We start from the raw sequence: 19,563 nt of genomic DNA, 5'->3' as shown, positions 1-19,563 counted from the left end.
TGAGGCGCAACTAGCTCGTGGTGCGAGCGTTGCCCTCTGCGGCGGCGAACTCGTGGTTGCCTGCCTTGCCGGAGTCGTGGTGGCCAGCGTGCGCCTCGCGGCGCAGGGTCTCCACCATGTGCGGGTAGTGCAGCTCGAACGCAGGGCGCTCGGAGCGGATGCGCGGCAGGGCGGTGAAGTTGTGGCGCGGCGGCGGGCAAGACGTTGCCCACTCGAGGGAGTTGCCGTAGCCCCACGGATCATCAACAGTGACGATCTCGCCGTAGCGCCAGGACTTGAACACGTTCCAGATGAACGGCAGGAAGCCGATGCCCAGGATGAACGCGCCAACCGTGGAGACCTGGTTCAGCAGCGTGAAGCCGTCGGTGTCCAGGTAGTCAGCGTAGCGGCGCGGCATACCCATGTTGCCCAGCCAGTGCTGGACCAGGAAGGTCATATTGAAGCCGACGACGGTGAACCAGAAGTGGATCTTGCCCAGCTTCTCGTCCAGCATGCGGCCCGTCATCTTCGGGAACCAGAAGTACACGCCAGCGGTGGAGGCGAACACCACGGTGCCGAAGAGGGTGTAGTGGAAGTGCGCAACCACGAAGTAGGAGTCGTGCAGGTGGAAGTCCAGCGGCGGGGAGGCCAGCATGATGCCGGTCAGACCACCGAAGAGGAAGGTGAACAGGAAGCCCGTGGCCCACAGCATCGGGGTCTCGAACGTGAGGTGGCCGTTCCACATGGTGCCCAGCCAGTTGAAGAACTTCACGCCGGTCGGGACGGCGATCAGGAACGTCATGAAAGAGAAGAACGGCAGCAGAATCGCACCGGTGGCGAACATGTGGTGCGCCCACACAGCCATGGACAGACCAGCGATGGCGAGGGTTGCAAACACCAGGCCGATGTAGCCGAAGACCGGCTTACGGGAGAACACCGGGACGATCTCGGAGATCACGCCGAAGAACGGCAGGGCCAGAACGTACACCTCGGGGTGGCCGAAGAACCAGAACAGGTGCTGCCACAGAATGGTGCCGCCGTTAGCGGTGTCGTAGATGTGGCCGCCCAGCAGACGGTCGTAGAGCACACCCATCGCCGCAGCGGTCAGCAGCGGGAAGATCATCAGGGCGATGATGGAGGTGACGAAGACGGTCCAAGTGAACACCGGCAGACGGAACATGGTCATGCCCGGTGCGCGCATGGTGATCACGGTGGTCAGCATGTTCACCGCGGAGGCGATGGTGCCGACACCGGTAGCGCCCACGCCGACAACCCAGAGGTTCGCCGACACGGACGGGGTGTGGACTGCGTCAGCGAGCGGCATGTACATGGTCCAGCCGAAGTCGGCCGCGCCGCCCGGGGTGACAAAGCCGAGGAGCATCGCGACGACGCCGACGGTGGTCACCCAGAAGCCGAACGCGTTCAGACGCGGGAAGGCCACGTCCGGAGCGCCGATCTGCAGCGGCAGCACGTAGTTGGCAAAGCCCCAGACAATCGGGGTACCGAACGCAAGCAGCATCACGGTGCCGTGCATGGTGAACAGCTGGTTGAACTGCTCGTTGGACAAGAACTGCAGGCCCGGGCTGAAAAGCTCGGCGCGGATGAGCAGCGCCATCAATCCGGCCACGAAGAACCAGATGAAGGACATGATGATGTACATGATGCCCAGTTCTTTGTGGTCGGTCGTGGTGAGCTGCTTGTAAATTTTCGAGCCCTTGCGGGCGTTGCCCGTGGGCTCAGGGCGTGTCGGCGGGACGTAGTTGTCCAGCCGCGGTGCCACAGCGGTCATCTGATCCTCCTGACTACAGCAACCGCACCTCCTCCAGCGCAGGCTGATGGGAGGCACAGTTGCCACGAGTGATACCGGATCAGCATAACGCTCCACACATTGTTTTTCCAGCCTCTCGCCATGGTGCCCCCGTGCGGGGTCAAAGCACCCCGCGCCGGCACTCGTGTGACGCGTGAGCATGCGTGTGGTCACGGCACCAGCGAACACACGCAAGCCCCGGCTCGTCGGGGCGAGCCGGGGCTTGGATAGCCGGATGGACGTTGAGAAGCTATCGCCTAGAAGTCCCAGTCGTCGTCCTGGGTGTCCTCCGCGCGTCCGATCACGTAGGACGAACCGGAGCCGGAGAAGAAGTCGTGGTTTTCGTCGGCGTTCGGCGACAGTGACGCGAGGATGGCAGGCGACACCTTGGTCTCATCCACCGGGAACAACCCCTCGTAGCCGAGGTTGTTCAGCGCCTTATTCGCGTTGTAGCGCAGGAAGCGCTTCACGTCCTCGGTCCAGCCGAGTGCATCGTAGATGTCCTCGGTGTACTGGTTTTCGTTCTCGTACAGGTCGTAGAGCAGCTCAAAGGCGTAGTCTTTCAGCTCTTCCTTGCGCTCCTCGCTCTCGCCGCGCAGCGCCACCTGGTACTTGTAGCCGATGTAGTAGCCGTGCACCGCCTCGTCTCGGATGATCAGGCGGATGATATCGGCGGTGTTGGTCAGCTTGGAATGCACCGACCAGTTCAGCGGCAGGTAGAACCCCGAGTAGAAGAGGAAAGACTCGAGCATCACGGAGGCGATCTTGCGCTTCAGCGGATCGTCACCCGCGTAGTAGCTCATGATGATCTTCGCTTTGCGCTGCAGGTACTCGTTTTCCTCGGACCAGCGGAAGGCGTCGTTGATCGCCGGGGTGTCCGCAAGTGTCATGAAGATGTTGCTGTACGACTTCGCGTGCACGGACTCCATGAACGCGATGTTGGTCAGCACCGCCTCCTCGTGCAGGGAGGTCGCATCCGGCAGCAGGGACACGGCACCAACCGTGCCCTGGATGGTGTCCAGCAGCGTCAGGCCGGTGAACACGCGCATGGTGGCCTGCTTCTCCTCGTCCGTGAGGGTGTTCCAACTCGGAATGTCGTTGGACACCGGGATCTTCTCCGGCAACCAAAAGTTGCCCGTCAGGCGCTCCCACACCTCTAGGTCCTTGTCGTCCGGGACGCTATTCCAGTTGATAGCTTTCACCGGTTTTGTGTGGGACTCCAGGTAACGCGCGTAATCCTCAGTCATGGCGACCATCCTACTTCCGTGTCAACCAACACGGCGCCCGTGGAGGGCCGCCCGCGAGCAATGACATAGAGGCGTTCAGGCATGGCCTACACTACCCCGGTACACACGCAACCGTCGTTTTATAAAGGAGGTCTCGCCGTGGCTGATGCGAGCGGTCATCGGTCCTCTGAGCCCTTGCTGTCCTCGATCTTGGACACCCTCGGCGAGGAGATCGTCTCCGGAAAGCAACCTGAGGGCCATACGTTTACGTTGCACGACCTGTCGGAGCGATTCGGCATCTCCCGCACTGTGGCCCGGGAGGCCATGCGGGCGCTGGAGCAACTTGGCCTGGTGTCTTCGTCGCGGCGCGTGGGTCTGCGGGTCCTGCCGCAAAGCGAGTGGAACGTCTTCGACCACTCGGTCATCTCCTGGCGTCTGCGCAGCGAAGAGCAGCGTCCGGCGCAGCTGGCGTCGCTTCGCGATCTGCGCGATGCCATCGAGCCCGGCGCCGCCCGACTGGCCGCCACCAACGCCACCGAGGAGCAGGCTCGCCGCCTGGAGCAGCTCGCAGACCGCATCGTGGAGCTAGCCGGCCAGGATGCGGGAAACTCCGACGCCTTCCAGGAGGCGGATTTGGAATTTCACGCGGTCATGCTGGAGGCGTCCCGCAACGAGATGTTCATCGCGCTGACCCAGCCGATCATGGACATCATGAGCGGGCGTGCGCTCTACGGCATCATGCCGGACGACCCGCACGTGGACACCATGCAGATTCACGTGGACCTCGCCGCCGCGATCTCGCGCGGCGACGCGGATGCAGCAGAAGACGCTTCTCGACGTCTCCTTCGGGGCGTGAACGACTTCATGGAGATGTAACCCGCGCGCCAACTGTGGGCACACCGGCCGCCACTGCCCTACAGCATGCAGGAAACGCAGCCGTCGATCTCCGTGCCCTCCAGCGCCATCTGGCGCAGGCGGATGTAGTACAAGGTCTTGATGCCCTTGCGCCACGCGTAGATCTGCGCGCGGTTGATGTCGCGGGTGGTCACCGTGTCCTTGAAGAACAGGGTCAAAGACAGGCCCTGGTCGACGTACTTCGTAGCCACCGCGTACGTGTCGATGATCTTTTCAAAGCCGATCTCGTAGGCGTCTTTGAAGTAGTCGATGTTCTCGTTGTCCATGTGCGGCGCCGGGTAGTAGACGCGGCCGATCTTGCCTTCCTTGCGGATCTCAATCTTGGACGCGATCGGGTGGATCGACGACGTGGAGTTGTTGATGTAGGAAATCGATCCGGTGGGCGGCACCGCCTGCAGGTAGCGGTTGTAAATACCGTCGCGGGCGATGTCTTCTTTCAGCTGCGCCCACTCCTGTGCCGTGGGTACCGCGATATCGGAATTCGCAAACAGCTCTTTGACCTTGTCGGTCTTCGGCTGGAAGTCCTCCGGGTCATACCGGTCGAAGAACTCGCCGGTGGCGTACTCGGACTGCCCGAAGTCGGCGAACGCGGTGCCCTTTTCCACAGCGATCTTGTGCGAGGCGCGGAGGCATTGGTACATCACGGCGGCGAAGTACGCGTTGGTGAAGTCCAGGCCTTCCTCCGAGCCGTACTCGATGTGCTCGCGCCCCAAGTACCCGTGCAGGTTCATCTGGCCGAGGCCGATAGCGTGGGAGGCGTTGTTGCCGTCGCGCACCGGCGGCACGGATTCGATGGAGGTCTTGTCCGCCACCGCGGTCAGCGCGCGGATGGCGGATTCCACCGTGCGCGCGAAGTTGTCGGAATCCATTGCCATGGCGATGTTCAGCGAGCCCAGGTTGCACGAGATGTCGTGGCCGGTCTCGGCGTACGTCAGGTCTTCGTTCAGCACGGACGGCGAGTTGACCTGCAGGATCTCCGAGCACAGGTTGGACATGTTGATGCGACCGGTCTTCACCGGGTTCGCGCGGTTCGCCGTGTCCTCGAACATGATGTACGGGTAGCCGGACTCGAACTGGATCTCAGCGATGGTCTGGAAGAACGTGCGCGCGTTGATCTTGGACTTGCGGATGCGCGGGTCTTCCACCATCTCCTCGTACTTTTCCGTCACCGAGATGTCTGCAAACGGCACGCCGTAGACGCGCTCCACGTCGTACGGGGAGAACAGGTACATGTCGTCGTTGCGCTTGGCCAGCTCGAAGGTGATATCCGGGATGACCACGCCGAGCGAGAGGGTCTTGATACGGATCTTCTCGTCGGCGTTCTCGCGCTTGGTGTCCAGAAAGCGCATGATGTCCGGGTGGTGGGCGTTGAGGTACACCGCACCGGCGCCCTGGCGCGCACCCAGCTGGTTGGCGTAGGAGAACGAATCCTCCAGCAGCTTCATCACGGGGATCACACCGGAGGACTGGTTCTCAATGTGCTTGATGGGCGCGCCGGATTCGCGGATGTTGGACAGCAGCAGCGCGACGCCGCCACCGCGCTTGGACAGCTGCAGCGAGGAGTTGATGGCGCGGCCGATGGACTCCATGTTGTCCTCGATACGCAGCAGGAAACAGGACACGAGCTCTCCGCGCTGCGCCTTGCCCGCGTTGAGGAACGTTGGCGTGGCCGGCTGGAAACGGCCGGTCATGATCTCGTCCACGAGCGCGGACGCGAGCTCCTCGTTGCCGTCCGCGAGGAAGAGTGCGGTCATGGACACGCGGTCTTCGAAACGCTCGAGGTAGCGGCGCCCGTCGAAGGTCTTCAGCGTGTAGGAGGTGTAGTACTTGTACGCGCCGAGGAAGGACTTGAAGCGGAACTTGTAGGAGTACGCGCGTTTGAACGTGTCCTTAATAAAGGACCAGTCGTACTTCTCAATGGTGTCCGGCTCGTAGTACTTGTTGGTGACCAGGTAGTCGATCTTTTCTTCCAGGTCGTGGAAATACACCGTGTTCTGGTTGACGTGCTGGAGAAAGAACTGGTTCGCGGCTTCGCGGTCTTTGTCGAACTGGATCTGCCCGTTTTCGTCGTAGAGGTTCAAAAGCGCGTTCAGCGCGTGGTAGTCCAGCTGGTCATGCTCGTTGACCGGCGCCGGGACATTCTTACCCAGGGTCTGGCTTGTCACTTTGTGTCCTTCGAGATTGTTCGTTTGTATTTACCGGAGTATTTCTCGCGCAGTCTGGCTAGCCGCTCGGCTTCGTCCGGGGTGCCACGCCTATCGACGACCTCCGGTCCCCCACGCAGCCCCAACCGCCCAGCGTGTTGGGTGAGTTGGCCGCGCACGTGCGCAACGTCCTCGGCCGAGCCCATGAGCTCGAACCTGTACAGATACGGGACTTTACACTTGTCGGCGATAACCTTCCCGGCAAGGCAAAAATCGGCACCGAAGTTGGAGTTTCCGGCGGCGATGACACCGCGGATCAAGCTCCGGTTCCCCTCGTTGTTGAGGAAGCGGATCACTTGCCCGGGAACCGGCCGCGAGTTGCCGCCACTTACACTCGCGCCGCCGCCGTACGTGGGGCAGATGAGGACGTACGGCTCGTCGACGGCGAGTTCGGGGTCTGCCCTGCGCAATGGGATGCGCCGGGACGGGAGGCCGAGCTTCTCCACAAACCGCTTCGTGTTTTCCGTCGCGGAAGAGAAGTAGACCACCAGCATGGCCGCTGCCTTTCTTCGTGTTGAGTTTTCGAGCGTGGGGCGCCGCCCCCACTGCGGGCGCGGCGCTTACGCGGCAGCGACGAGCCCCTTGATGCGGTCCGGACGGAAACCGGACCAGTGCTCGCCGTTGGCTTCCACGACCGGGGCCTGCACGTAGCCGAGGGCCATCACGTAATCGCGGGCTTCGTCGTCGAGGGAGATGTCGACCGTGGTGAACTCCAGCCCGGCCTTGGTCAAAGCCTTCTCGGTCGCCTTGCACTGCATGCAGGCCGGCTTGCTGTAAAGGGTGATCGACATGGTTCTCGCGCTCTTTCTCTACGGGTTTCCGATGGGGATTCAGAGGATTTCTTTTCGTCCTCGGCTCCCCCGGGGCAACACCAAGAAACACTATACCTTGGGGGAAATATCGGCAACCGCTACTACATGTAGTAGTTACACGGCTGGTATTCCCAGGATAAGGTCCGGGAATGACCTACATGTAGTTCAAACGTAAACACCGCCCTGCTCCCACCGGTGTAATTCGGGGAACGTGAGCGGGAGGGCGAAGCTGGCGTCGAAAAGCGAAAAGCCCCGCCACCAACCGGTGACGGGGCAGGATTCGCGCTTAGCCCTGGCGAGCCTTGAAGCGGGGATCCTTCTTGTTGATCACGTAAACCTTGCCGTTGCGACGCACAACCTGGGCGCCCGGCTTGTTCTTCAGCGACCGAAGCGACTTGCGGACCTTCATCGGGCGCTCCTTTCTGCTCGGATTACCTGCAATTAGCGACGCACGGCGGGCTGCCGGGTCGCAACACGGGGGTAAATGTTACACACCACCCGCCCTGAATCAAAACCTCCTACCATGATCGCCATGCAGTCTGACATCATCGCCGCCCTCGGCGTGGCACCGACCATTGACCCGGACACCGAGATCGCCCGGCGGGTGCAGTTTCTCGTGGACTACCTGGACACCACCGGCGCGAAAGGCTACGTGCTGGGCATCTCCGGCGGGCAGGACTCCACGCTCGCCGGGCGCCTGGCGCAGCTGGCGGTGGAAAAGCGCCGCGCGGGCGGGGGCGACGCAACGTTTGTGGCGGTGCGCCTACCCCACGGCGTGCAGGCCGACGAGGACGACGCACAGCTGGCGCTGCATTTCATCCAGCCCGATGAGACGGTCACGGTGGACATCGAGCCAGCCACTACCGCCATGGCGGGGGCTGTGGCGGACGCGCTGAAAACGGACGGCCTCGGCGACTTCAACAAGGGCAACGTCAAGGCGCGGATGCGCATGATCGCCCAGTACGCCATCGCCGGCGAGCGCGGCCTGCTGGTGGTGGGCACGGACCACGCGGCGGAGAACGTCACCGGGTTCTTTACCAAACACGGCGACGGCGCCGCCGACCTCGTGCCGCTGGCCGGGTTGAACAAGCGCCAGGGCGCCGCGCTGCTCGCGCACCTCGGCGCCGACCCGCGCCTCTGGGAGAAGGTCCCCACCGCGGACCTGGAGGAGGACCGCCCGGCGCTTCCCGACGAAGACGCGCTCGGCATCACCTACGCCCACATCGACGACTACCTGGAAGGCAAGCAGATCCCCGCAGAGGCCGCCGAACGCCTCGAGCACCTGTGGCGCATCGGGCAGCACAAGCGCCACCTGCCGCCGGGCCCGAACGACACCTGGTGGCGCTAGCCCACCCCCCGCAGGGTCTCCTCAGCCGCGCGCACAAGCGCCGAGCCGTAGGACGGGCCGTGCGTCCACGCGTGCACCGCCAGCGGGTGCAGCTGGTGCACCGCGATGCGCCGCTGCCAGTCGCGGCCGAGCGATCCCCCGGCGTCGAGATAGCCGTCGACAATCGCGCTGAGGTGCGGAGCGCCGAATAGTTCCAGCATCGCGATGTCGGTCAGCGGGTGGCCGCCGTGCGCCGCCGGGTCGATAAACCGCGGGCCGTCCGGGCTGAACAAAAGGTTGCCGGCCCACAGGTCGCCGTGGATGCGGGCGAGCGGCGCGTCCTCGTCTTCTTCCACAAGCGCATCGCACGCCTGCTTGACCGCGTCGAAACCGCCCCCACCCAAGTTCCCCGCCTTCACCGCGTGTTCGGCGAAGGGAAGCACGCGCTGCTCCACGTAGAACGGCGCCCAGTGCCGCATTGGCCGGCACTCCTGCCGCCGCGTCCCGATGAAGTTCGGACCATCCCACCCGTGCGCCGGGGCGCCGAACGCATCCGCGCCCATGGCGTGGATAGCCGCCAGCTCGCGCCCGGCGGCGCGCGCGGCCTCCACGGTCGGGCGGGCGGACTCCACCCGCTCGATGGTCAGGGTGTTCGCGTCCTCGTCCACATCGATCACCTCCACCACCGCATTCGACCCTTCGCGCAGCCAACGCAGGTACGCCGCCTCGGCCGCCGCAGCCCCGGGCGCGCTGCCATGCTTCACAAACACCTCAGACATCGATGCCCTCCAATTCCAACAAGTAGCGTTTCGCCTGAACACCGCCACGGTAGCCGCCGAGCTGCCCGTCGCTGCGCAGCACCCGGTGGCACGGAATGAACAGGGGCAGCGGATTAGTCGCGCACGCGCTGCCCACCGCGCGCACGGCCTTCGGGTTACCCACCGCCCGGGCCAGTTCTGCGTAAGTGGTGGTCCGCCCGTACGGCACCTTCGCCAGCTCACGCAGCACCAAGCCGCGGAACGCCGTGACGCCGCGCAGGTCTAGCGGAACGGTAAAATCCCTGCGCTCGCCTGCGAAATACTCGGCCAGCTGCTGGGCGGCTGCGGGGTAGTCCGAAGGTGCGTCGATAGGCAGGGGCTCCCCTGCAAAGCACACCCGAGAAACGCCCGCGCCACCACCCACGACGCGTAGTGCCCCAATTGGTGAATCCATGCCACCCCACGATACGAAAAACTGCCCGGCATATGCGGCCGGGCAGTGTTCATTGGTGGAGCTAACGGGATTCGAACCCGTGACCCCCACACTGCCAGTGTGGTGCGCTACCAACTGCGCCATAGCCCCGTTGCGGCGGCTGCGCCACCACAAAGAATATGTAGTTGTTAAGTGGAGCTAACGGGATTCGAACCCGTGACCCCCACACTGCCAGTGTGGTGCGCTACCAACTGCGCCATAGCCCCTTGGATAACTCACGTAAATATACAGCCGAGGACGAGGGCCTCCAAATCCCCAGCGATTGTGCGCGGTACCACGCAAAACCGCCCCATCCCTTACTGCGGGATGAGGCGGCGGGTAACTCAAGCGTTAGAGCTGGGAGAGGGTCTCCGGCCAGTCGTCGCGCTTGCCCTGGATGTCCTCGATGTCCTTGCCGTCCACGAGCACACGCGGGGTCCACGCCTCGCCGGTGTTGTCTTCCTGGTACTTGCGGTTGTTGTCGCCCATGCGCTTGGCGGTATCCACGTACTTGCCGTCGCGAATGTCCTGCACCGCTTCCTTCGACGCGCCGTACTCGGCCGCCATGTCGGCGAAGCCGTCGTTGTCGTACTTGTTGTACGCGGACTGCTGGTTCTGGAACAGGTAGTCGCGGATAGTGAATGCCTGCGCGATGTCGCCGTGGGCGAACATCGCAAGCTCAGCGGCGAGAGCCTCGGTGGAGTGGCCGACCTGACCGTTATCCAGTGCGGTCATCGGGCGCAGGTCCACGTTGATCTGGCCCGCCTTGAGCTTTTCCATCATTGCCTCATCGGAGGCGATGTGCAGGTCCGCACAGTGGGTGCACGAAAAGTCCTCGAACAGTTCGGCGGTCTTCGCGTCCTTGTTGTCGCCGGTGAGGTGGATGATGTCCTCGTCCTCGTTCCATGCGACGTTGATGCCTGTGGTGTCGAACAGCTCTTCCTGCTTCGCGGCGCTGCGGTTCTCGCGGCCGTTGAAGACGATGAGGCCGATCACCAACAGAGCGATGGCAATGACAGCGACGACGGCCCAGATGAAGGCCGCGCTACCCTTCTTGTTCGGATTCTCCACTTTGCGTGTGGTCACAGTTATCTCCTGTTGTGCGTGCCGGGAGGCATGTCGGATGCTGCTTACCCAGCCAAGTTTAGGGGTAGACAGCGAACTTCTTAAACGGGCGCCACATCATAAACCCTGTGATTGCGATGTAGAGCACGTCACGCGCCACCGTGACGAGCAGGTTAGTCTCCCCCTCCCCTGCGGCGGAGGGGTCGAAGCAACCACAGTCAATGACCAGGCCGCGTTGCCACGCTGACAGCATGCCGATGATGAACAACACTAAAACGATGATGGAGACCTTGCCGGACCAGCGCAGCTTGATCCCCAACAGCAGCAGCAGTCCGCCCGCCAACTCCAGCGGGCCGATGATGTGCGCCAGCAGGTAGGACCAGTCGGGGGTGAAGATCTCGTAGGCCTCGATGGTCTTGGTCACGTCGAGCGGGACGCCGATTTTCGAAGTGCCGGCGTCGATCCACACGTACGCCATATAGAAGCGCGCAAGGGCTGAGAGGATATCCAGCACCAGCGCTTTGGTGTCGCGCGCCGGGGCTGGAGTCGTCGTAGTGCTCATTACCAGAACATTAGTCCACTTACTGCCCCAGCACGTCCGCGACGAGCGCTTGGGCCTCCTCCTGCACCTGCTTCACGTGCTGCTCGCCCTTGAAAGATTCCGCGTAGATCTTGTACTTGTCCTCGGTGCCAGAGGGGCGCGCCGCGAACCACGCGTTTTCCGTGGTCACTTTCAAGCCGCCGATGGCTGCGCCGTTGCCAGGAGCTTCCGTCAGCTTTGCGACGATCGCTTCGCCCGCCAACGTATCCGCCGTGACCTGCTCCGCCGACAGCGCCTTCAACTTCGCCTTTTCTTCGCGGCCCGCCGGGGCGTCGATACGCGCGTACGCCGGCGAGCCGAACTGCCGCTCCAGCTCCGCGTAACGCTGGGACGGGGTTGCGCCGGTCACGGTGGTGATCTCCGCGGCCAGCAGGTCCATGATCAGCCCGTCCTTGTCGGTGGACCACACCGTGCCGTCCTTGCGCAGGAAGGACGCGCCGGCGGATTCTTCGCCGCCGAACCCGATGGTGCCGTCGATAAGCCCCGGCACAAACCACTTGAACCCGACTGGCACCTCCACCAACTCGCGGCCGAGCGAGGCCACCACGCGGTCGATCATGGAAGACGACACCAGCGTCTTGCCCACCGCAGTCCCCGCGGCCCAGCCGTCGCGGTGGCTGAACAGGTACTCGATGGCCACGGCGAGGTAGTGGTTCGGGTTCATCAGCCCCGCGTCCGGGGTGACAATGCCGTGGCGGTCTGCGTCCGCATCGTTGCCGGTTGCCAGGTCGAACTTGTCGCGGTTATGCACAAGCGAGGCCATGGAGTTCGGGCTGGAGCAGTCCATCCGGATCTTGCCGTCGGTGTCCAGGGTCATAAACCGCCACGTAGCGTCCACGTTCGGGTTGACCACCTCGAGGTTCAGCCCGTAGCGCTCCCCGATCGCACCCCAGTAGTCCACGGACGCCCCACCCATGGGGTCGGCGCCGATATGCAGGCCGGACGCCTTGATCGCGTCCAGGTCCACCACGTTGCCCAGGTCGGACACATAGTGGTCGAGGTAGTCGAACTTCCCGGCGCGTGCGTCCAGCACGCCGCTTACCGACGTCCTCCGGACCCCCTCCAGCCCCGCCTTGATGTACTCGTTCGCGCGGGCGGCGATCCAATCGGTCGCCTCAGCCGGGGCCGGCCCGCCGGTGGGCGGGTTGTATTTGAAGCCGCCGTCGCGCGGCGGGTTGTGGGACGGGGTGACCACAATGCCGTCGGCCGTCCCATCCTTGTGGGTCAGGATGGCGTGGGAGACGGCCGGGGTGGGGGTGTAGCGGCCGGAGGCGTCGACAAGCACCGGCACCTCGTTTGCGATGAGCACCTCGAGTGCGGAGAGCATCGCAGGCTCCGACAGGGCGTGGGTGTCGCGGCCGATGTAGACCGGGCCGTCGATGCCCTCGCCGCGGCGGTAGTCCACGATCGCCTGCGTGGTGGCGAGGATGTGCGCTTCGTTGAACGCGTTGTCCAGGGAGGATCCGCGGTGGCCGGAGGTGCCGAACGCGACCTGCTGGTCCGGATTGTCCGGGTCGATGTCGCGGGTGTAGTAGGCGGCAACCACCTCCGCGATGTCGATGAGGTCTTCGCTGCGTGCGGGTTGGCCGGCGCGCTCGTGTGCCATAGTCGTTCTCCTTTGCGGTCAAGCGGGCGTTTACCACCATCATCGCGCGTGAATGTAAATCTCGCCACCTTAATACTATTCGTTTTGTCGTATGTTTTACTGCTGGGCATGCTCGACACCATGAACGACTTCCTCAGCGCCGTCTCCTCCTTCGTCTGGGGCCCGTTCCTGCTTATCCCCCTGCTACTCGGCACCGGCCTGTTCCTCACCATCCGCCTGCGCGGCATCCAGTTCCGCACACTCGGACGCGCCGCGCGTCACGCGTTTGTCGATAAGGCGGAAGAAGGCGCCGGAGACATCTCCAACTACCAGGCGCTCACCACCGCCCTGGCCGCCACGGTAGGCACCGGCAACATCGTCGGCGTGGCCACCGCGATCTCCATCGGCGGGCCCGGCGCACTGTTTTGGATCTGGGTCACCGGCATTGTCGGCATGGCGTCGAAGTACTCCGAGGCCTATTTAGGGGTGCGCTTCCGCACCACCGACAAGAAGGGCAAGCAGCAAGGCGGCCCGCACGAGTACCTGAAACGGGGTGTGGGCGGCGGCTTCGGCAAATTCCTCGCCGCGGCGTTCACGCTGTTTACTATCTTCGCGTCCTTCGGCATCGGCAACCTCGCCCAGGGCAACTCCATCGCCGCAGGCATGAACGACGCCTTCGGCATCAGCCCCAACGTCGCCGGGGTGATCATCTTCTTCGCCGTGGGCGCTGCCGTGCTCGGCGGCATCGAGGGCATCGGCAAAATCACCGCCGCGTTCGTGCCGCTAATGATTGTCATCTACGTCGGCGGCGGCATCACCGCGCTAGTTCTGATGGCGGACCGCGTCCCGGATGCGATCGCCACCATCTTCACCGACGCATTCACCGGCACCGCCGCAACAGGCGGCTTCGTGGGCTCTGGCATCATGCTAGCCATCCAGTTCGGTGTGGCCCGCGGCATCTTCTCCAACGAGTCCGGCATGGGCTCGGCGGCGATCGCCGCCGCGGCCGCGAAGACGCAGCACCCGGCGCGCCAGGCGCTGGTGTCCATGACGCAGACGTTCATCGACACCATCATCGTGGTCACCATCACCGGCCTGGTCATCGTCACCGCCGGCACGTGGGACATGGGCCGCGACCAGGCCGCGATCATGACCGCCTCCGCGTTCGGCCAGGCTCTGCCCGGCGAGTGGGGCAGCCTCATCGTCTCAGTCGCCCTGATCTTCTTCGCGTTTTCCACCATCTTGGGCTGGTCCTACTACGGCGAGCGCGCCATCGTGGCGCTCGTGGGCGACTGGGCCTCCATCCCCTACCGCATGTTCTTCACCGCCCTGTCTTTTGTCGGCGCCGTAGCGTCGCTGGAGCTGGCGTGGACGTTCTCCGACCTGTCCAACGGCCTGATGGCCATTCCCAACCTCATCGGTCTGCTCATCCTGTCCGGTCTGGTGGTGCGTGAAACCCGCGAGTACCTGGACTGGGACCCGAAGCTGACAAAGTCGCCGGACGAGGTCGCCGGCTTCGTCGCACGCCAGAAGATGAACTGGCGTTAGACTCTGCGCCGTGGAAAATCTCCGGACTGCACTGCTGATCGGCTTCGGGGCGGGTCTCGGGGCCGTCGCGAGGCACCTTGTGCTTCTTAGCGCCGCCCCGGGGTCCGCGTCTGCACTTGCGTTGACGTTCGCTGTCAACATCGCCGGATGCTTCGCCATGGGCGCCTTCAAGCCGGGGCCGGTGTGGGGCACGGGCTTCCTCGGCGGGTTGACCACCTTTTCCGCTATCTCGGTCGCGGCGATGCAGTCCGAGGCCCTCCACGCCCTGGTCCTTGTGGTGCTCAGCTTTGCGACGTCTATAGCCGCCTACCTTCTTGGCGACACCCTCCGGGAGCGGCGCCATGTCTCCTAGCTGGTTCGGATTGGCGCTCACCATGGCCGTCGTATTCACGGGCGGTGTCCTCGGCGGCATGGCGCGCTACGGGCTGACCCGGCTGATTCACAACACCCACGCCGCCACGTTCGCCGCGAACGTAGCAGCCTCCACCGTCGCGGGCTTCGCCGTGGCCTGCCCTGTGCCATGGCAGCTCGCGCTCGGCGCCGGATTCGCCGGCGCGTTGTCCACCTGGTCCACCTTTTCGCGCGAACTCGGGGACATGATCACGGCCGGTAAGCGCCAGCAGGCCCTGCGCTACGCACTGCGCACAGCCGTGCTGGGTATCGTCGGAGCCTGGTTCGGCATGCGCTGGGGCCTTCGCGCGTTCAGCGGGTAGGGGGGCTACACTGGACGAATGTGCAGTTCGACGACCTGGAAACCGGCCTTACCGTAGCGCTCGGTGCGGGGCTTGGGGCTGTCGCACGCTACCTGGTGCTTGTGTGGGTGAGTCCCGCTTCCCCCGAAGCTTTGGTTCTGGCGGTGACGTTCGCTGTGAACCTGCTCGCGTGTTTTGCCATGGGGCTTTTCCGCCCCGGGGCGTTTTGGGGAGTCGGCTTCCTCGGGGGGTTTAGCACCCTGTCCGCCGTCGCGCTCGCCGCCACCTCGAACTCACCGTTGTGGGCGGTGTTCATCATCGTGCTCAGTCTGTCCACCGCCACCCTAGCGTGGTTGGGTGGCGACGCAGCCAGAGAGCGCCACCATGTTTAGCCTCATCCCCGTGATAACAACGGTCGCCGCTGTCTTCGGCGGCGGCGTTGCGGGTGGCTTCACCCGCTGGTTCCTCATGCGTGAGATCCACCACCCGCTGGCGTCCACGTTCGCGGCCAACGTCGCCGCGTCCGCCATCATCGGTTTCTCGGTGGCGGCGCCAGGGGCGTGGCGCACCGCCGTGGGCGTCGGGTACGCCGGAGCGCTGTCCACCCTGTCCATGCTCGCGCGCCAGTTGGGCGAGATGGTCAAGAGCGGCGAATACGCCCTCGCTCTGAAGTACGGGTTGGGCACCGCGCTCGGGGCGGTGGCGGCCGCGGCCGTGGGCGCGCAGTGGGCCACCGTAGGCTTCGGCTAGGGCGCTACTCCGCGATCGCGTCCAGAGGCGGAGTCCGCGCTGCCCTGCCCGCCGGCCATACCGCCGCTAGTAGGCCCACCAGGAACGACCCGGCAAGGACGGCCATGATGAGGGGCCACGGAACGACAATCGTCGTCAATCCCTTCGCCTCGAGGACGGTGAGAAACGCCCACCCGAGCCCCAAGCCGAGTAACACCCCGAGCGCAGCGCCGTACACGGTCATCTGCACAGACTCCAGGGTGATCATCGTGCGGATTTGGCGGCGCTGCGTGCCCACCGCGCGGAGCATGCCGATCTCCTGTCGCCGCTCGATCACGGATAGCGTCAGCGTGTTCACAATGCCCAGCACGGCGATGACCACCGCCAGCGAGAGCAGCGCGTAGAGGATGAACAGCATCTGGTCGATCATCGCCGAGACCTCACCGGTCATGTCCCCGGTGGACCGGACCTGAACCACGATATCGTGGCGCACCGCATCCTCCAGGTTCTCGCGCAACTGCGCCTCGTCGACCGAGCCGTCGTTATTCACGCCAATCATCAGGATGCGGCCCGCACCCCGCGCCCCCGTGGCCGCGGCTACCTCGTCCGAGACCACGAACGACTGCAGGATGTTAGAGCCCCGGAACAGGCCGCCGAGTGTGGCTTCCGCCGCCGCACCGGTAGGCCCCGCCACCTGCAAGGTGTCGCCCACCCGCCAGCCGCGCTGCCGTGCGATCTCCTCCGGCGCGATGACCGTACTGCCGGTCAGGCTCGAGTTGCCCTCCACCATGTCCAGCGAAATCAGGTCGGCCGGGTCGCCGCGCAGGACATCCGTCAGCCCCACCGGCCCGAGCTGGTAGCTAAACTCGCCATCCACCGTAATTGGCGCTTGCGTGTAGCTGACTGTCTCGCCCACGCCGCGGACGCTGGTAAGGCGCTCCGGCAAATCCTCGGGCAGCGGGAACACACCGTTCTGCGGGCCGGACAGCACGAAATCGGCGCTCACCTCAGTCGTGGCGACATCATCGACGGAGCGTTTCATCGACGCACCCAGCATGCCGATGACGGTCACTAACGCGATGCCCAGCATGAGGGCGAACGCCGTTGTGGCAGTGCGTCGCGGATTGCGACGAGTGTTTGTAGACGCCAGCTTGCCCACCGCCCCAAACGGCGCGCCAATGACGCGCCCGAGGGGCGGCACGACCGGCAGGCTTAACGCGGGACCAGCCAGGAACAACCCGCAAATCGCCGCTAACGCAGCGACGCCAACCAGGGCTGCGCGCCGCCCGGTTGCCCCCTCGACCCAACACATCGCGTACGTTGCCGCGCCCACGCCGAGAGCTACAAGCGCCAACCCCGCCACGGTGCGCCAGCGCAGCGGCTGGGGCGCGGAGGCTTCGCCGGAGCGCATCGCTTCCACCGGGCGCACCTGCCCGGCTCGTCGCGCCGGCGCGAGAGCGGACAGTACGGTGACCACGGTTCCCACCACTATCGGCACCACAACCGCACGGGTGGATAATCCCGTGCCCGCCTCGGGCAACGCCATGCCGTACGAGTTCATGCCTGCTCTGATCAGCGCCACCAACCCCACACCGCCGGCGACACCCAGGGCGGATCCGATGAGACCCACCAGCGCGGACTCGAACGCCACCGAGCGGGTGATCTGCCCCCGCGCGGCGCCGAGGGCCCGCAGCAGCGCGAACTCCCGCGTACGCTGTGCCACGATCATGGAGAACGTGTTCGCGATGAGGAATGTCCCCACCAGCAGGCCAACCAGGCCGAACGCCACGAGGAAGTAGCTGACAAAGCTCAGCGCATCGCGGATTTGCTGAGAGATCTCCTCGGCCACCTCAGTACCCGCGCGCACCTGTAAGTCCGGAAACTGCGCCCTCAGCCTATCGACGACCTCCGGTCCCCCACCCACCGTCAACGCCGGAACCGTGGACCCATCCGTATAGGCGTCAAGGAAGCCCCGCTCCCCCACCCGCAACACGAGCGACGTCTCCTGCGTCAGCGGGTCGTCGTAGAGCCCCGCCACCGTAAGCTCGTTGCGGCCGTCCTTATCCACCACGATCAGCTTCTCGCGCATCGCAATGCCGTAGTGGCGCGCACCGTTCGCGTTGATGGCGACTTCCCCGGGGGCGGTCGGCGCGGAGCCGTCGATAAGTACAGGCGTGTCACCGACCGCCTCCTCCCGGCCGTAATACGGCATCAGACGCGAGGTGCCGAGCTGCGTCTGAATCGCCACTTCGTCCTGCTTAGCCACGACCACAGGAACATCTGCGAACACATTCACCCGCTCCACGCCGTCTTCGGCCCTGATGGCGTCGAACGTCGCGTTGTCGATGCCGCCCTCGCCCTCGGCCGGCCGCACAACCGCATCCACGTCATCGAGCGCGGTATCCACCGCCGAATCGAAGGTGGATGACAGCATGTTGGTGAACATCAGCGCACCCGACAGAAACGCGGTGCCCAACACAACAGCAAGAACCGTCAGTGCCAAACGGAGCTTGTGCGCCGCGACATTGCGCAGCGAGACCCTACCCAGCGTGTTCCCCATCAGCCCTCCATGCCAGCCATAACACGAAGGATCGCGTCCATATCCGGATCGCGCATCTCATCGACAATATTGCCGTCCCGCAGAAACACCACCCTGTCGGCGTAGGAGGCGGCGCGGGCGTCATGGGTGACGATGACCACCGTCTGCCCGTCCTTATCCACCGCTGTGCGGAGAATGTCCAAAACCTCGCGGGAGGCGTTGGAATCCAGGTTGCCGGTAGGCTCGTCACCGAAAATAAGCTCAGGGCGGCTCACCAGCGCGCGGGCGCAGGCGACACGCTGCTGCTGGCCGCCAGACAACTCCGCCGGCCGGTGATCCAACCGCTGAGACAATCCAAGGCGATTCGTGACCTCCTCAAACCAACCCTGGTCAACCCGCTTGCCGGCAATATTCGTCGGCAGCGTGATGTTCTCCGAAGCGGTCAGCGTGGGGACAAGGTTAAAGCTCTGAAAGATGAAGCCGAGCCGGTCCCGCCGAAGCGCCGTGAGTTCCTTGTCACCGAGCCCCGAAAGGTCCGTCTCGCCGATGAAAGTGGACCCCGAGGTCGACGAATCAAGCCCCGCCATCACGTGCATGAGCGTCGACTTACCAGACCCTGACGGGCCCATGATGGCCGTGAACTCGTTCCTCCCGAACTCAACATCTACGCCGTCCAGCGCCTTGACCTCCGTGTCACCCCGCCCGTACGTCTTTACCAGGCCCACCGCCCGCGCCGCTGCCTCAACCATCTCGGTTCATCCTTCCTCGTTGGAGAGCGACGAAGCCCTCCCATCTACCTCCCGGGACTATACGCACCCCGTCGACATGACGATTACGCCACCGGTGCTTGGCGGGGCCAGGTTTGCAGCGCCTGGTGGCGGGCTGTTCCGACATCGGCAGAGAAAAACCGAACAGTCGAACCGTGTGGAGCGAAAACCTGCGCGATGGGTTCCCGTTTAAGCGGGGTTGTGTGCGGTGTGTGCGCATGATGTGACATATCATCAATGGCGACCAGGGGGAACACGGCCTGATTCTGGGCCCAGTGTCAGATCGTGCGCGGGTGGTGGTGCGGGCCGCTGTGTCGGGTGGCGGAGGTCGAGTAGTGGAGGTCGAGTTCATAAGCTATGCGGGGGTGTGCTCGACCTGGGGTACTCGACTTTCGCCACTGTGGGCGTCATCGTGGGTGCGGATACTGCCACCGCGGCGTATGTGGCCTCCTGTCGATAGGTAGAGCCCCGCTGTTGATTGCGGTGTGGTGGTGCGGGTTGTGGTTGTCGAGTAGGGCCCGGGGGTGGGGGTGTGTT

At 64.4% G+C, this 19,563-nt stretch carries 19 protein-coding genes, 2 tRNA genes and 1 pseudogene; 7 read left to right on the top strand and 15 right to left on the bottom strand.

What is annotated here, in order from left to right:
* Window positions 1-10: 10 nt before the first annotated feature.
* Window positions 11-1,768, bottom strand: a complete 1,758-nt coding sequence (gene ctaD / locus HMA55_RS08380) for an aa3-type cytochrome oxidase subunit I (RefSeq protein ID WP_235961886.1) — start codon at window positions 1,766-1,768, stop codon at window positions 11-13.
* 275 nt (window positions 1,769-2,043) lie between these two features.
* Window positions 2,044-3,033: a class 1b ribonucleoside-diphosphate reductase subunit beta gene (nrdF, locus tag HMA55_RS08375; protein WP_181192603.1), complete on the bottom strand. Its 990-nt coding sequence runs from the start codon at window positions 3,031-3,033 to the stop codon at window positions 2,044-2,046.
* 138 nt (window positions 3,034-3,171) lie between these two features.
* Between nrdF and HMA55_RS08370 the strand changes: the two genes are divergently transcribed.
* Window positions 3,172-3,888 carry a FadR/GntR family transcriptional regulator gene (locus HMA55_RS08370; RefSeq protein ID WP_257802547.1) on the top strand — a complete coding sequence of 239 codons (717 nt, stop codon included), beginning with the start codon at window positions 3,172-3,174 and terminating at the stop codon, window positions 3,886-3,888.
* A 38-nt stretch (window positions 3,889-3,926) separates the two neighbouring features.
* Here HMA55_RS08370 and nrdE read toward each other — a convergent pair whose 3' ends face one another.
* The 4 genes and pseudogenes from nrdE to ykgO all read right to left on the bottom strand — a co-directional run bounded on the left by nrdE (window position 3,927) and on the right by ykgO (window position 7,352).
* Window positions 3,927-6,092 carry a class 1b ribonucleoside-diphosphate reductase subunit alpha gene (nrdE, locus tag HMA55_RS08365; RefSeq protein WP_181192601.1) on the bottom strand — a complete coding sequence of 722 codons (2,166 nt, stop codon included), beginning with the start codon at window positions 6,090-6,092 and terminating at the stop codon, window positions 3,927-3,929.
* 113 nt (window positions 6,093-6,205) lie between these two features.
* Window positions 6,206-6,625, bottom strand: a pseudogene (gene nrdI / locus HMA55_RS08360) (class Ib ribonucleoside-diphosphate reductase assembly flavoprotein NrdI); the annotation flags it as partial.
* Window positions 6,626-6,691: 66 nt separating this feature from the next.
* Window positions 6,692-6,922 (bottom strand): glutaredoxin-like protein NrdH, encoded by a 231-nt coding sequence (gene nrdH / locus HMA55_RS08355; protein WP_181192599.1) that lies wholly within the window; start codon window positions 6,920-6,922, stop codon window positions 6,692-6,694.
* Window positions 6,923-7,229: 307 nt separating this feature from the next.
* Window positions 7,230-7,352 carry a type B 50S ribosomal protein L36 gene (ykgO, locus tag HMA55_RS08350; RefSeq protein WP_038612879.1) on the bottom strand — a complete coding sequence of 41 codons (123 nt, stop codon included), beginning with the start codon at window positions 7,350-7,352 and terminating at the stop codon, window positions 7,230-7,232.
* A gap of 123 nt (window positions 7,353-7,475) precedes the next feature.
* Between ykgO and nadE the strand changes: the two genes are divergently transcribed.
* Complete coding sequence (gene nadE, locus HMA55_RS08345) at window positions 7,476-8,291, top strand: ammonia-dependent NAD(+) synthetase (RefSeq protein ID WP_308239992.1); 816 nt, start codon at window positions 7,476-7,478, stop codon at window positions 8,289-8,291.
* Here nadE and HMA55_RS08340 read toward each other — a convergent pair.
* From HMA55_RS08340 to pgm, 7 genes are all read right to left on the bottom strand, one after another.
* Window positions 8,288-9,049, bottom strand: a complete 762-nt coding sequence (locus HMA55_RS08340) for a fructosamine kinase family protein (protein WP_181192598.1) — start codon at window positions 9,047-9,049, stop codon at window positions 8,288-8,290. The genes nadE and HMA55_RS08340 overlap by 4 nt on opposite strands.
* A complete protein-coding gene (locus HMA55_RS08335; protein ID WP_181192597.1) occupies window positions 9,042-9,482 on the bottom strand; it encodes a methylated-DNA--[protein]-cysteine S-methyltransferase in 441 nt (146 codons plus the stop codon). Before HMA55_RS08335 ends, HMA55_RS08340 begins: the two co-directional genes overlap by 8 nt.
* 53 nt (window positions 9,483-9,535) lie before the next feature.
* A tRNA-Ala gene (locus tag HMA55_RS08330) sits at window positions 9,536-9,611 on the bottom strand.
* Between the two features lie 43 nt (window positions 9,612-9,654).
* Window positions 9,655-9,727: transfer RNA gene (locus HMA55_RS08325), tRNA-Ala, on the bottom strand.
* A gap of 124 nt (window positions 9,728-9,851) precedes the next feature.
* Window positions 9,852-10,586 carry a DsbA family protein gene (locus HMA55_RS08320; RefSeq protein WP_181192596.1) on the bottom strand — a complete coding sequence of 245 codons (735 nt, stop codon included), beginning with the start codon at window positions 10,584-10,586 and terminating at the stop codon, window positions 9,852-9,854.
* Window positions 10,587-10,644: 58 nt separating this feature from the next.
* Window positions 10,645-11,127 carry a MauE/DoxX family redox-associated membrane protein gene (locus HMA55_RS08315; protein ID WP_181192595.1) on the bottom strand — a complete coding sequence of 161 codons (483 nt, stop codon included), beginning with the start codon at window positions 11,125-11,127 and terminating at the stop codon, window positions 10,645-10,647.
* 19 nt (window positions 11,128-11,146) lie between these two features.
* Window positions 11,147-12,772, bottom strand: a complete 1,626-nt coding sequence (gene pgm, locus HMA55_RS08310) for a phosphoglucomutase (alpha-D-glucose-1,6-bisphosphate-dependent) (RefSeq protein ID WP_181192594.1) — start codon at window positions 12,770-12,772, stop codon at window positions 11,147-11,149.
* A 108-nt stretch (window positions 12,773-12,880) separates the two neighbouring features.
* Here pgm and HMA55_RS08305 point away from each other — a divergent pair, with 108 nt between their 5' ends.
* Genes HMA55_RS08305 through HMA55_RS08285 form a run of 5 tightly spaced genes read left to right on the top strand, consistent with a single transcriptional unit; the run spans window position 12,881 to window position 15,741 of the window.
* Window positions 12,881-14,299: an alanine/glycine:cation symporter family protein gene (locus HMA55_RS08305; protein ID WP_181192593.1), complete on the top strand. Its 1,419-nt coding sequence runs from the start codon at window positions 12,881-12,883 to the stop codon at window positions 14,297-14,299.
* Window positions 14,300-14,309: 10 nt separating this feature from the next.
* Window positions 14,310-14,651: a CrcB family protein gene (locus HMA55_RS08300; protein ID WP_181192592.1), complete on the top strand. Its 342-nt coding sequence runs from the start codon at window positions 14,310-14,312 to the stop codon at window positions 14,649-14,651.
* Window positions 14,641-15,012, top strand: a complete 372-nt coding sequence (locus HMA55_RS08295) for a fluoride efflux transporter FluC (RefSeq protein ID WP_235961884.1) — start codon at window positions 14,641-14,643, stop codon at window positions 15,010-15,012. The genes HMA55_RS08300 and HMA55_RS08295 overlap by 11 nt, the downstream gene beginning before the upstream one ends.
* 20 nt (window positions 15,013-15,032) lie before the next feature.
* On the top strand, window positions 15,033-15,383 hold the full coding sequence (locus HMA55_RS08290) for a CrcB family protein (protein ID WP_257802551.1): 351 nt from the start codon (window positions 15,033-15,035) through the stop codon (window positions 15,381-15,383).
* Between the two features lie 10 nt (window positions 15,384-15,393).
* Entirely contained in the window at window positions 15,394-15,741 is a 348-nt protein-coding gene (locus tag HMA55_RS08285; RefSeq protein WP_181192591.1) for a FluC/FEX family fluoride channel, read from the top strand.
* Window positions 15,742-15,745: 4 nt separating this feature from the next.
* On the opposite strand, the gene HMA55_RS08280 is transcribed toward HMA55_RS08285, so the two are convergent.
* Both HMA55_RS08280 and HMA55_RS08275 read right to left on the bottom strand, forming a co-directional pair.
* On the bottom strand, window positions 15,746-18,280 hold the full coding sequence (locus tag HMA55_RS08280; RefSeq protein ID WP_181192590.1) for an ABC transporter permease: 2,535 nt from the start codon (window positions 18,278-18,280) through the stop codon (window positions 15,746-15,748).
* Complete coding sequence (locus tag HMA55_RS08275) at window positions 18,280-19,008, bottom strand: ABC transporter ATP-binding protein (RefSeq protein WP_181192589.1); 729 nt, start codon at window positions 19,006-19,008, stop codon at window positions 18,280-18,282. Before HMA55_RS08275 ends, HMA55_RS08280 begins: the two co-directional genes overlap by 1 nt.
* Window positions 19,009-19,563 lie beyond the last annotated feature (555 nt).

It is taken from the genome of Corynebacterium wankanglinii, from assembly GCF_013601005.1.
Lineage (GTDB): Bacteria > Actinomycetota > Actinomycetes > Mycobacteriales > Mycobacteriaceae > Corynebacterium > Corynebacterium wankanglinii.
This window is presented reverse-complemented; position numbering and strand designations above follow the sequence as displayed.

Bases quoted from the DNA above. Each gene is read 5' to 3' on its own strand.
- ykgO (WP_038612879.1), bottom strand. From the start codon at position 7,352: ATGAAGGTCCGCAAGTCGCTTCGGTCGCTGAAGAACAAGCCGGGCGCC.
- nrdH (WP_181192599.1), bottom strand. From the start codon at position 6,922: ATGTCGATCACCCTTTACAGCAAGCCGGCCTGCATGCAGTGCAAGGCG.
- HMA55_RS08315 (WP_181192595.1), bottom strand. From the start codon at position 11,127: ATGAGCACTACGACGACTCCAGCCCCGGCGCGCGACACCAAAGCGCTG.
- nadE (WP_308239992.1), top strand. From the start codon at position 7,476: ATGCAGTCTGACATCATCGCCGCCCTCGGCGTGGCACCGACCATTGAC.
- HMA55_RS08340 (WP_181192598.1), bottom strand. From the start codon at position 9,049: ATGTCTGAGGTGTTTGTGAAGCATGGCAGCGCGCCCGGGGCTGCGGCG.
- ctaD (WP_235961886.1), bottom strand. From the start codon at position 1,768: ATGACCGCTGTGGCACCGCGGCTGGACAACTACGTCCCGCCGACACGC.
- HMA55_RS08295 (WP_235961884.1), top strand. From the start codon at position 14,641: ATGTCTCCTAGCTGGTTCGGATTGGCGCTCACCATGGCCGTCGTATTC.
- HMA55_RS08335 (WP_181192597.1), bottom strand. From the start codon at position 9,482: ATGGATTCACCAATTGGGGCACTACGCGTCGTGGGTGGTGGCGCGGGC.
- HMA55_RS08280 (WP_181192590.1), bottom strand. From the start codon at position 18,280: ATGGGGAACACGCTGGGTAGGGTCTCGCTGCGCAATGTCGCGGCGCAC.
- HMA55_RS08275 (WP_181192589.1), bottom strand. From the start codon at position 19,008: ATGGTTGAGGCAGCGGCGCGGGCGGTGGGCCTGGTAAAGACGTACGGG.
- pgm (WP_181192594.1), bottom strand. From the start codon at position 12,772: ATGGCACACGAGCGCGCCGGCCAACCCGCACGCAGCGAAGACCTCATC.
- nrdF (WP_181192603.1), bottom strand. From the start codon at position 3,033: ATGACTGAGGATTACGCGCGTTACCTGGAGTCCCACACAAAACCGGTG.
- HMA55_RS08305 (WP_181192593.1), top strand. From the start codon at position 12,881: ATGCTCGACACCATGAACGACTTCCTCAGCGCCGTCTCCTCCTTCGTC.